Source organism: Vagococcus sp. QWL-13 (genome assembly GCF_058683555.1).
This window is the reverse complement of record NZ_CM178746.1, coordinates 1,109,033-1,120,747: the sequence shown is the minus strand read 5'-3', so window position 1 is coordinate 1,120,747 and position 11,715 is coordinate 1,109,033. Positions and strand designations below refer to the sequence as shown.

9 protein-coding genes are annotated in these 11,715 nt (G+C 41.4%); all 9 read right to left on the bottom strand.

Annotation, left to right across the window (positions count from 1 at the left end; all coding sequences use genetic code 11):
• Positions 1 to 17 precede the first annotated feature (17 nt).
• The 9 genes from AC4PHI_RS05225 to ygfK all read right to left on the bottom strand — a co-directional run bounded on the left by AC4PHI_RS05225 (position 18) and on the right by ygfK (position 11,708).
• Complete coding sequence (locus tag AC4PHI_RS05225; RefSeq protein WP_492201255.1) at positions 18 to 599, bottom strand: nucleoside-triphosphatase; 582 nt, start codon at positions 597 to 599, stop codon at positions 18 to 20.
• Position 600: 1 nt separating this feature from the next.
• The gene (locus AC4PHI_RS05220) at positions 601 to 1,926 is read right to left on the bottom strand and encodes a uracil-xanthine permease family protein (protein WP_492201254.1); all 1,326 of its coding nucleotides are present in this window, start codon (positions 1,924 to 1,926) and stop codon (positions 601 to 603) included.
• Between the two features lie 55 nt (positions 1,927 to 1,981).
• Entirely contained in the window at positions 1,982 to 2,356 is a 375-nt protein-coding gene (locus tag AC4PHI_RS05215) for a RidA family protein (protein WP_492201253.1), read from the bottom strand.
• A 26-nt stretch (positions 2,357 to 2,382) separates the two neighbouring features.
• Positions 2,383 to 3,324 carry a carbamate kinase gene (gene arcC, locus AC4PHI_RS05210; RefSeq protein ID WP_492201252.1) on the bottom strand — a complete coding sequence of 314 codons (942 nt, stop codon included), beginning with the start codon at positions 3,322 to 3,324 and terminating at the stop codon, positions 2,383 to 2,385.
• A 107-nt stretch (positions 3,325 to 3,431) separates the two neighbouring features.
• Complete coding sequence (gene ygeW, locus AC4PHI_RS05205) at positions 3,432 to 4,577, bottom strand: knotted carbamoyltransferase YgeW (RefSeq protein ID WP_492201537.1); 1,146 nt, start codon at positions 4,575 to 4,577, stop codon at positions 3,432 to 3,434.
• A 205-nt stretch (positions 4,578 to 4,782) separates the two neighbouring features.
• Positions 4,783 to 6,099, bottom strand: coding sequence for a YgeY family selenium metabolism-linked hydrolase (locus AC4PHI_RS05200; RefSeq protein ID WP_492201251.1), 1,317 nt, complete (start codon positions 6,097 to 6,099; stop codon positions 4,783 to 4,785).
• Between the two features lie 6 nt (positions 6,100 to 6,105).
• A complete protein-coding gene (gene dpaL, locus AC4PHI_RS05195) occupies positions 6,106 to 7,299 on the bottom strand; it encodes a diaminopropionate ammonia-lyase (RefSeq protein ID WP_492201250.1) in 1,194 nt (397 codons plus the stop codon).
• A gap of 12 nt (positions 7,300 to 7,311) precedes the next feature.
• A complete protein-coding gene (gene hydA / locus AC4PHI_RS05190; RefSeq protein WP_492201249.1) occupies positions 7,312 to 8,688 on the bottom strand; it encodes a dihydropyrimidinase in 1,377 nt (458 codons plus the stop codon).
• A gap of 14 nt (positions 8,689 to 8,702) precedes the next feature.
• The gene (ygfK, locus tag AC4PHI_RS05185; protein WP_492201248.1) at positions 8,703 to 11,708 is read right to left on the bottom strand and encodes a putative selenate reductase subunit YgfK; all 3,006 of its coding nucleotides are present in this window, start codon (positions 11,706 to 11,708) and stop codon (positions 8,703 to 8,705) included.
• Between the last annotated feature and the right edge of the window lie 7 nt (positions 11,709 to 11,715).

The window sequence follows — 11,715 nt, the reverse complement described above, 5'->3', positions numbered from 1 at the left end:
CGATAGTGTAAAAAAATTCATGTCGACATGAATTTTTTTACTTTCTCCCCTATTGTACTATAATTTTCTTTGGTCATATAGAGGAATTGACCATTGTTTTTTTCAACTTCAGCAATAATTTGCTGCCGTTCTTTGTCCACATTAAATTTCATTGGACTATTTTTTTTCTGTCTTAAATAATTTTCTTCCGATTTAAATACCCCGATAATTTTAACAGGCTTTTTAAAAAGTGACATCAATTCCCCCACGAAATCATGACACATCAATTCAATGCCGCCAATCTCATCTAATAAAATAATGTCTGGAGACTGCTGAACTGCTTGCCGCAGTAACCTTCGGCCAAAGTAGGAAAAAATTTCAAGATTCCATTGGACGCCAGCATCGCCAAACTGAATAAACTGGTGGCACTCTTGAGAAATAAAAGACAAGTCCAACGTGTTGGCACTGCACAGTTCAAAAGCAGTAAGTTCTCCCTGCTGCGTGAATACTCTTTCCACAAAGAAACCGCCCACAGACTTCTGATGATCCTTGATTTCTTTCTTGATTAATGTTGATTTCCCCACTCCTGAAGGGCCTGTTAAAAATAGGATTTCGGACATGTTAACCTTCCTTTGCTAACTTTGGTTTAAGATGATTAAGCAGTAAATTCAATAAGACCGCAAAAATAGTTGCAACCACTACTTCAGAACTTCCGAAAATTGTTTGCACCCAATCTGGAAATCCTGCAAGACTATTGGAAGTCAGTTTGATGCCGATGCCAAATGCCAAGGAAAGTCCTACGATACACGTATTTTCCGGTGTCAACTTCTCTTGAGAAATCGTTTTTATTCCAGTCATCGCAATCGTTGCGAAAACTGACACTGTTGCTCCCCCGATAACAGAATAAGGAATCGTAGTCAATAAAGCTGAAATTTTAGGAATAAATCCCGCAATCAGCAGAACAGTTGAAGCAAAGGCAAAAATATATTTATTAATAGCTTTGGTTGAAATCACGAGTCCCACATTCTGTCCGAACGTTGCTACTGGTACTGAGCCGAACAAACCGCCGATAAAGTTGGTCAATCCGCTCCCCATGATTCCGCCGGACAATTCTTTGTCCGTCGGTTGTCGATCCATAGCACCTGTTGTAGTTGCAGTAAACTGGCCGATAGCCTGTACAGCATCCACAATAAACATAATCATTAAAGTTAAAATTGGAATAATTTCAAATTTAAGTTCAAAAGGAAGCGGTTTAATGATTTGGAACAGCCCAGCTTCTTTGACTGAAGTAAAATCAACCATCCCCAAAGCCAAAGATAGTAAATAACCTACAACCATACCGTTCAGTATTGATGAAAGTTTCAATGGGCCATTAGAAAAATTGGTGAAATAGAAAACAACACCAAATGTCACCATTGCCACTAGCCAGTTTTTAGGACTCCCGATGTCAGGACTGCCTACACCACCAGCCATATAACCTACCGCCACACTAAACAATGAAAAACCAATACTCAAAATTACAGTTCCTGTGACGATTGGCGGAAAAAGAACCCGGATTTTTTTGATAAATAAACCAATGACCAACACTAACAAACTTCCCACTAATTGGGAACCAAAGATGGCACCGATGCCGAAGCCTTCCCCAATCGTTTTTAAGATAGGTACATAAGCAAAACTTGCTCCCATCATCACCGGCAATCCGGCACCAAACCTTCTAAAAAGCGGAAATACTTGTAAAAGAGTGGCAATTCCCGCAAACAGCAGGGAAGTCTGAATGAGCAGTGTGATTTCCTGCTCATTCAGTTGACATGCCCCGCCGATAATAATCGCTGGTGTGACTATCCCCACCACTGCAGCCACAACATGTTGTAAACCTAAAGGTGCTACTTCTTTCAGCGACGGTTTTGCATCATAGCTGAATAAATTATTTTTTTTGTTTTCACTCATTGTGAAGCCCCTTTCCCCAGTTGAATAGAGCCAAAAATAAGCCTCTAAAATAGATTTATTTTACTGCGATAGCCTCTATTTCGAAAAGACCACCTTTAGGCAATTCTTTCACAGCAACAGCAGAACGAGCAGGCAGATTTCCGGTAAAATATTCCCCGTAAATGGCGTTGACTTTGCCAAAATCCCCCATGTCAGCTAAAAACACTGTGGTTTTCACAACATCATTGTAGCTTAATCCTGCTGCTTTTAAAATGACCCCCAAATTTTCAAATCCTTGTTTAGCTTGTGCTTCTACTCCTTCTTGCAACACCCCTGTCGCTGGATCAAGCCCTAATTGTCCTGAAATGTACAAAGTGTCTCCGGCTAAAACCGCATGAGAGTACGGTCCTACAGCTGCTGGGGCTCCTTGTGCATTGATTTGTTTTTTCATAAATGTTACCTCTTCTCCATTTATCTTTACTCGTAATGAATGACGGTACCAGTATTACCGGCAATACCGTCTTTTGCTTTTTCTAACAAGGTGATCAATGTTTTACGTCCAGGTTTTGAAGATGCAAACTGTAATCCTGCTTCGACTTTCGGCAGCATCGACCCAGGTGCAAAGTGTCCTTCTGTAGCGTATTGACGCATTTCTTCCACAGTCACATCACCTAAATCTTTTTGATCTGGCTTGCCATAATTAATGGCAACTTTTTCTACCGCTGTTAAAACAACCAGCATATCGGCATCAACCAAATCTGCCAATAAAGCACTGCAATAATCTTTGTCGATTACTGCTGCTGCGCCCTTCAAGTGGTTACCTTCTCCTTTGACCACAGGAATACCACCGCCGCCGCAAGCAATGACAGATTGACCTTTTTCTACTAAAGTTTTGATCGTTTCCATTTCAACGATTTCTTTTGGTTTTGGAGAGGCAACGACTTGACGATATCCACGTCCTGCATCCTCCATGATTTGAACACCTTTTTCTTTAGCAAAAACTTCTGCCTCTTCTTTTTCCATAAAACGTCCGATCGGTTTTGTCGGATTTAAAAAGGCTGGATCATCTTTATCAACCACCACTTGTGTTGCGATAGTCGCAACGGGTTTGTTTATTCCTCTGTCCAACAATTCTTCTCTCAAAGCGTTTTGCAAATCGTAACCGATATATGTCTGACTCATTGCCACACATACTGATAAAGGCACGTGGGGATAGGCTTCTGGGTCCTTGGCAGTTAATTCTCCCATCGCTAATTGTATCATACCGGATTGTGGTCCGTTACCATGTGTCAGAATTACCTCGTAACCTGCCTCAATCATATCGGCGATAGATACTGCAGTTGTTTTTACTGCAGTCATCTGTTCTTTTAAATTATTTCCCAAAGCGTTCCCGCCTAATGCCACAACAACTCGTGTCATAAAATTCCTCCTTTTAATAAAGAAAGAGCGAACAGCCCTTTTGTATTATTTATTCCGTAAAATAGTTTTACATTTCAATAATAAAGGACTATTCGCTCATTTACCAATTATTTTTCAGTTAAACGACGTTCAGTACCACGAGCTTCTAGTTCTTTAAGAACTTTTGCCGGATCTTTGAATTTGCTCAGGAAGATCATTGCTGCAATAACATATGGTTTGTAACTTGCTTCCATATAAAGTTCTTTTCTGTAACGGTCAAAGACAGTTGCGTCCACTTCTCCTTCGTCCGCAGAAACACCTGTGATGTCTGCTGGTAGAGGGTGCATGTAAAGTGCTTTACCGTCTTTCGTTACTTCCATCATTTCCTCGGTACATGCCCAATCTTTATGATTAGCATTTTCTTTCAACAATTCTTGTTCTAGTTTGTCAATGCCGTCAAAGTCGCCATTGCCATACAGTTCAGTTCTTTCTTCCATTGCTTTGAATGGTGCCCAGCTCTTACAGTAAACAATATCAGCATCAGTGAATGCTTCTTTCATATCGTAAGTTCTGGAATATTTTCCGCCTGACTCAGCAGCATATTTTTTAGCGATTTCTTCTACTTCCGGCATTACTTCATAACCTTCAGGGTGTGCTAAAACAACATCCATACCGTAACGAGTCATTAAGCCGATGATACCTTGAGCGACAGACAAAGGTTTGCCGTAAGATGGAGAGTAGGCCCATGACATAACAATCTTCTTGCCTTTAAGATTTTCTACTCCGCCGAATTCGTGGATAATATGATTCAAGTCAGCCAATGCTTGAGTTGGATGGTCGATATCATCTTGAAGGTCAACTAGATTAGGACGTTGCTCCAAAATACCTTCCTTATGACTGTCTTTGACTGCTTCGATGACTTCGCGCATGTAAGCATCGCCTTTTCCGATATACATATCGTCACGGATACCAATAACATCAGCCATGAATGAAATCATTGTAGCTGTTTCGCGCACTGTTTCACCATGAGCGATTTGAGATTTAGATTCGTCTAAGTCCTGAATCGCCAAGCCAAGCATGTTACAAGCACTTGAGAATGAAAAACGTGTACGAGTAGAGTTATCGCGGAAAATCGAAACTGCTAAACCTGAATCAAAAACTTTTGTGGAGATATTTCTTTCTCTCAAGTTTCTTAAAGCGTCAGCTACTGCTAATGTTGCAGCAAGCTCATCGTCACTTTTTTCCCATGTTTGAAGGAAGTCCTCGCCAAACATTCCCTGTGTATCTAATTTTTTTAATTCTTCTACTAATTTTTTGAAATCTGTCATTATTTTTTCTCCTTTTCTTAAATGGTGTTAGTTTATCCTTTCAACATCATCTGACTGAAAGTTCAATAGTATTAAAGATTCCCAGACTTCTATTTCCCAAACTGAAATGACTCAGGAAATAGAAGTTATCTGAGTAATCCAGCATGACAAATTAATCTTTCTTTGTATAAACAGAAGGAAGAGCAGCATAGAAAGCAGCACAACGAACTAAGTCGTCTTTCCAGATTTTTTCGTTAGGTGCATGTGCTTCTGCTTCAGCACCAGGTCCAAATCCGATACATGGGATACCGTTACGTCCCATGATTGTGACACCGTTTGTTGAGAATGTCCATTTATCTAATAGTGGACGTTGACGACGCATGTCGATAGTTTCTTTTGAACCTTGACGCTCATCTCCCCACAATTCTTTATGAGTTTCCATCAACGCTTCTGATACTTCATGATCTTCTGGAATCACCCATGTTGGGAAGTAGCATTCGATTGGATAAACCAAACCTGTGTAAGATGGACGATCGTAATCATACATGGAAACTGTCACATCATCGCCATATTTCTTAACAGCAGGCAACTGGCGGATTTCTTCAAGACAGCTTTCCCAAGTTTCACCGGCAGTCATACGACGGTCAAGAGATACAGTACATCCGTCAGCAACAGCACAACGGCTTGGAGATGAGTGATAGATTTGAGAAGCAGTGATTGTACCACGGCCCAAGAAGCGAGCTTCTTGCCATTCAGGATTATATTTTTCATCCAACATTCTAACTAGTCCGCGAATAGATGTACTTTCAGTGTCACCGTTATTGTTCAATGCACGCACATCGTTTAAGATGTCAGCCATTTTGTAAATAGCATTGTCTCCGCGTTCAGGAGCTGAACCGTGGCTTGAAACACCTTTAACGTCAACACGGATTTCCATACGTCCCCGTTGTCCGCGGTAGATACCGCCGTCTGTTGGTTCTGTTGATACTACGAACTCAGGACGGATGTTGTCTTCTTTGATGATATATTGCCAGCATAGTCCGTCACAGTCTTCTTCTTGAACTGTAGCAGTCACCAATACTGTATATTTGTCAGAAAGCAAATCCAAATCTTTCATGATTTTTGCACCGTAAACTGCAGAAACAATTCCGCCTCCTTGGTCAGAAGTACCACGTCCGCCAATTTCAGAATCAGTTTCATAACCTTCATAAGGGTCAAATTCCCAGTTAGATTTTTCACCGATACCTACAGTGTCAATATGTCCGTCAAAAGCGATTAATTTTTTACCTGTTCCCATGTAACCTAACAAGTTTCCTTGTGGGTCAAATTCGATTTTATCAAAGCCCAGCTTTTCCATTTCTTCTTTCGCGCGGGCCATTTTAGCGCCTTCTTCAGCACTTTCCCCTGGTATTTTTACTAAGTCGCGCATGAACTTAGTCATATCCTTCTCGTATCCTTTTGCTGCTTCCTTAATTGCGTTAAAATCCATTTTTTCCTATTCCTCCCATAAGATTTTTTTGTAATTAACAGGGTCCGTGTCTCCTTCAGTAGAGAACATCAAAACCTTGGAATTCCCATCAAGCTCTAAAGTTTCTTTCAAATCAGCATAATCAGGATCTGTCATCAAAGTTGCTACCAATCCCATGCCGACAGCTCCAGACTCACCTGAAACAACTTGCGGATCACCTTTTAGCGGTGCTCCCAGCATACGCATACCTTTTGCTGCTACCCAGTCTGGGCAAGAAACAAATGCATCCGTATGATTTTGTAAAATATCAAATGAAATAGTGTTTGGCTCTCCACAAGCCAATCCAGCCATGATAGTGCTCAAGTCACCGTCTACAAAACGGATCTTACCGTCTTTCTCCTTAGCTGAAACATATAGACAATCAGCTGCTGAAGCTTCCATCACAATCATTTTAGGCGGATTGTCTTTGTATAAATTAGCAAAATAGCCAACCACAGCACCAGCCAATGATCCTACACCTGCTTGAACAAAGATATGTGTTGGTGCATCACCTTTAGCTTTTAGTTCATCTGATGCTTCCAAAGCCATCGTGCCATATCCTTGCATGATCCACGTTGGGATTTTTTCATAGCCTTCCCAAGCTGTATCTTGTACCATGACACCATTTTCTGTTTCTTCCGCCATGGCATTTGCCATCCGTACGCACTCGTCGTAGTTTGCATCTTCAATGGAGACTTTTGCGCCTTCTTTTGCAATATTGTCAAAACGGGTTTGTGTAGTTCCTTTAGGCATCAAAACAACAGATTTTTGGCCTAATTTATTTGCTGCCCATGCAACACCACGACCGTGATTTCCGTCAGTGGCAGTAAAGAATGTGGCTTGCCCAAACTCTTCTTTTAATTTTGGCGAAGTCAAAAATTCGTAATCCACTTCAGAAATATCTTTTCCGATTTTTTCTGCAATATAGTTTGCCATGGCAAATGATCCGCCTAAAACCTTAAAGGCGTTCAAACCGAATCGGTAAGATTCGTCTTTGACGTAAAAACCATTTAGTCCTAAGTACTCTGCCATATGCTTTAAGTCTGCCAGCGGTGTTTCTGAATATTGCGGAAAACTTTTATGAAAAGCTGTCGCATTTCGAATAGCTGTTTCGTCCATTAACGAAAAATGTTTGTCATCTGTTTTGGGCATTTCATTTTTTACCCATTTAATTTTTTCCAATAGTATAGCCTCCTATTTTTTCTCAGGGATACTTCGGAAAACAAATTTCCCCTGTTGTCCCTTGAGTAATTCACCATTTTCACTTACTAATTTTCCTCGTAAGTACACTGCTTTCGCAGTGCCTTTCGTTTCAAACCCTTCAAAAGCAGAATAATCACAGTTTTGCAGTTGCGTTTCAGCTTGAATCACACCTGTTGCCTCTGGATCCCAAACAACAATATCTGCATCGCTGCCGACTTCCAGAGCACCTTTTTGCGGATACAGATGAAATTGTTTGGCAATATTTTCAGATAAGAGCGCAACAAACCGTTCCAATGTGATTTTCCCTGTGGTGACACCGGCAGTATAAATTAACTCTGGCCGTGTTTCTACACCGGGCAAACCGCCTGGAATTTTAGTGAAGTCGTCTTTCCCCATGAATTTTTGGGTTTGAAAATTAAAATCGCAATGATCTGTTGAAATCGTATCCACATCTCCGTTGACTACACCGCGCCATAACTCTTGTTGATCTTCCTGACTTCTTAAAGGAGGAGCGCAGACGTATTTTGCACTTTCAAAATTCGGCAAATCATAGAGATGATCATCCAGCAAGAGATATTGCGGACAGGTTTCAATAAACAACTGCTGACCGGTTTGTCTGGCACGTTTAGCAACTTCCAAAGATTCTTTTGTGCTCAGATGCACAATGTTTACCGCAAGTCCTGCTTGTCTGGCAATCGTCAGATAGCGATTGACTGCTTCCGCCTCAAGTATGTTTGGTCGGGATTTCGGATGATACAAAGGGGCTGTTTTCCCTTCTTTTAAAAACTCTGCCTGCAGTTCATTGATAATATCCCCATTCTCACAATGAACCCCCAGCATCCCGCCTGCTTCTTTAATCGCCAACATTGCACGATAAATATCTCTATCGCTGGTCCGCAAGTTATCGTAGGCCATGTACATCTTAAAAGAAGTTACACCCTGCTCAACCATCTCCCGGATTTCCTCAGCCAGTGACTCATTAAATTCGATTAGAGACATGTGATAATTATAATCACAGGAACTTTTACCCTCTGCCATCTCATTCCAAGCAGCTAAACATTCTTTTAATGTGTGTCCTCTTTCAGGTGTTGCCATATCAATGACGGTCGTTGTCCCTTTACATACCGCGGCAATGCTGCCGGTCGTAAAATTATCCGTTGTGTCCGTGGCCCCATTGTTCAACTCAAGATGGGTATGGGCATCAATAAATCCAGGAAACAAATAACAACCTGTCACATCAACCACTCGTGCCTCTGTTTCGTCAAAACCATGCCCCAAGGCACTGATTTTTTCGCCTTCAACAACTACATCCAATTGACGGCGTCCGTGGCTGGACACCACGGTACCGCCAGTCAAAATTGTTTTCATAAAACTTCCCCCTGTCAATCTGCTAGACAAAAGGCATAATCATCAATGACTGCTTCCATCATATCTAGTAATCCATTTGGAACGGCTAGATTTGACTCTGCTAAACTGATGGTGATTATGTCTGTCCCAAGACGAACCAGACATGTTTGCTTATCTGCATCTATCACATAGAAACCTTGGTTGGTACTGTCATGGAAATCAGCTTCACTGTTGAATAAAGTAAATTTGTCTTTGTAAGGTGCACTTGAATACGGACAGAATGTTTCACAGTTGCCGCATTCGTTACACATACGGTCGATATGCAAAATCTGAGGATTTCCATTAACATTGATGACAACATTTGCTCTATTCGGACAAACATCTACGCAAGATTCACAAATAGTCGAACATTCCAGACAACGTTCTGCTTGTGTCATACAGTTAGTTTCAGATACCAGCAAGCCGCGTTTCTCCCGCGGAATTGCGCGATTGATATTTAAGTTGGCTCTTTCATAATTATGATTGTGCACATCGCAAATATCATTTGCTACAGTGGTGGCATCAGCAATAGCTTCTACAATTGTAGCCGGACCGCGATTGGCATCACCAATCACATAAACATTTTTCAAATTAGTTTCCAACGTTGCCGGGTCATTCTTCACAGAACCCCATTCATCAGTTTCAATTCCAACAGAACTGAAGAAATCATTGTCCACTTTTTCGCCGACGGCTGCAATCACCGTATCCGCTAAAACTTCTGTGAATTTGCCGGTTGCTACAGGTTTTCTTCTGCCTGATGCATCTCTTTCACCCAGCTTCATAATTTCGCAAGTTAATTTACCATTTTCCAATGAAACAGGTGCCAGCAATTCAAGGAAGTTCACATCGTCTTCCAATGCTAAGTACAGTTCTTCTTCATCTGCCGGCATGTTACGTTTGTCTCTCCGGTAAACGATCGACACACTCTTGACACCCGGAATCCTTTTCGCTGCTCTGGCACAGTCCATGGCTGTATTACCGCCACCCACAACAACGATACGCTCACCGTAAGGATTGTCTTCTGGATTTAAGCGATTAGCTTTCAAGAACTCAAGCGAGTTTAAGGCTTCCCCTCTTTCCAGACGGAGTTTTCCATGCTTCCAAGCTCCGATAGCAAAAATAACGTTCTCATAACCTTGATTTCTTAATTCTTCAATACTTGGTGCCGCTTGTCCGGTTTTGAATTCAGCACCCATGAATTTTGCCAGCTCCACATCTTTTTGGACACTTTCCATGGAAATTCTAAATTCAGGGACGATTTGACTGCAGACTCCGCCTAAAGTGGTGTCTTTTTCAAACACTGTTACCGGCATACCTTCTCTTGCCAGCAAGTATCCTGCTGCTATCCCAGCTGGTCCTCCACCCACAACAGCAGTTTTAACTGCATCTTGTTGAGGAACCGGCTTTTCCAGTGTTGCCATCAGTTGATCGTAGGCATGTTCAGCTGCTTCCAGCTTCACGCCGCGAATATCAATGGCGCCTTCATAAAACTCTCTAGTACATTTTGTCTGGCACGGATGGGCACAGATCGTACCTGTGATAAACGGCAAAGGATTTTTATCAACGATTACTTGCAAAGCTTCCAGATGTTTTCCTTCGCTCACATATCTCAAATAAGCTGGGATATCTTGATTGATTGGACATCCCCCTGTTCCTTGACAAGGAGCAGTATAACAATCAAGCAATGGAACTTTTTCCGGCAATTTTGAAGAAACCGGTAATTTGATCGACTTCTGATAACGGGCTTGCATGTGTGATTTTTCTACTAGCTTATCCAGCTTTTCTAAATCAAGGGACACATATGTAGGATAATCCAACGCCGTTAAAACATTGGCGATTTGATTAATCCTTTGATAGCCGCCCGGTTTAAGCAAAGTAGTGGCAACGGTAATCGGCCAAATCCCCGCTTCAAATAACGCTTTCACATTAAAGATATCTGCACCGCCAGAATAAGAAATTTGCAGTTTCCCTTTAAACGCATCGGACAGTTTTTTGGCTACTGCAATACTCAGCGGGAACAGGGAACGTCCAGACATATACATCTCTTCTCCTGGTAGTTCTCCCTGCGTAATGTCCACTGGGAAAGTATTGGTGATTTTAACGCCAAAGTTTAAATGATTTCTATCGGCCAGATTTTGTAATCCGTGTATCATTGGAACAGCATCTTCGAACTGTAAATCTCCAAGGAAATGTTTGTCGTCAAAAGTCATGTAGTCGAATCCTAATTCGTCCATTGTTTTTCTAGCATAGTCATAACCCAGCAATGTAGGATTACATTTAATAAAAGTATGAAGATGTTTATCATTCAATAAATGTGTGGCAATTTTTTCAATTTCATCCGGCGGTGTGCCGTGTAAAGTCGAAAGTGTGATTGAACTGGACACTCTCGGGCTGATGTTTTTGATATATTTTTCATCCACTCGGGTAAATTTATCCAAATGTTTGAAAGCTGCTTTCTGACACTCTTCCCAAATTTTTGATGTTGAAGCATCGTTCATCCCATCAATATAATTTTGGATTTTAGGTGTCAAAATCCCTTCCAAATCGTAGCCTACACTCATGTTAAAGATAAAACCATCAGGAGAACCTAACCCAAATTCATGACTGAGAAGTTTCAGTGTAAACCAGCCTTTGACATATTCTTCAAAAGCTTCCGGTACTCTCAATTCAGTTGACCACTCAACGTTATACCCCTCGTCCCGAGCCGAGATACAAGGTTTTGAAACTGGTAAATCTTCACCGTCAAGAATCTGAACTGTTTTCAACTCGAAAAATCTGGAACCGGTCAAATAGGATGCGATGATGTTTTGTGCCAGCTGTGTATGGGGCCCTGCTGCTGGTCCAATCGGTGTTTCCATTTTTTCGCCGAATAAAGATAGATTTTTCTTCCCATCCGCCTGATAAAATTTACGAATACCAAAAATAGTCCCGTTAGTTCTAAACTCTTCCATTACCCAATTCAACAAAGCATCTATTGAAATGGGACGCATAATATCACTCATTTTTACA

What these genes read in the sequence shown, in the direction of transcription:
- AC4PHI_RS05225 (WP_492201255.1), bottom strand. Translation starts at nt 599, where the DNA reads ATGTCCGAAATCCTATTTTTAACAGGCCCTTCAGGAGTGGGGAAATCA.
- ygfK (WP_492201248.1), bottom strand. Translation starts at nt 11,708, where the DNA reads ATGAGTGATATTATGCGTCCCATTTCAATAGATGCTTTGTTGAATTGG.
- arcC (WP_492201252.1), bottom strand. Translation starts at nt 3,324, where the DNA reads ATGACACGAGTTGTTGTGGCATTAGGCGGGAACGCTTTGGGAAATAAT.
- hydA (WP_492201249.1), bottom strand. Translation starts at nt 8,688, where the DNA reads ATGAAAACAATTTTGACTGGCGGTACCGTGGTGTCCAGCCACGGACGC.
- AC4PHI_RS05220 (WP_492201254.1), bottom strand. Translation starts at nt 1,926, where the DNA reads ATGAGTGAAAACAAAAAAAATAATTTATTCAGCTATGATGCAAAACCG.
- ygeW (WP_492201537.1), bottom strand. Translation starts at nt 4,577, where the DNA reads ATGTTTGGCGAGGACTTCCTTCAAACATGGGAAAAAAGTGACGATGAG.
- AC4PHI_RS05215 (WP_492201253.1), bottom strand. Translation starts at nt 2,356, where the DNA reads ATGAAAAAACAAATCAATGCACAAGGAGCCCCAGCAGCTGTAGGACCG.
- AC4PHI_RS05200 (WP_492201251.1), bottom strand. Translation starts at nt 6,099, where the DNA reads ATGGATTTTAACGCAATTAAGGAAGCAGCAAAAGGATACGAGAAGGAT.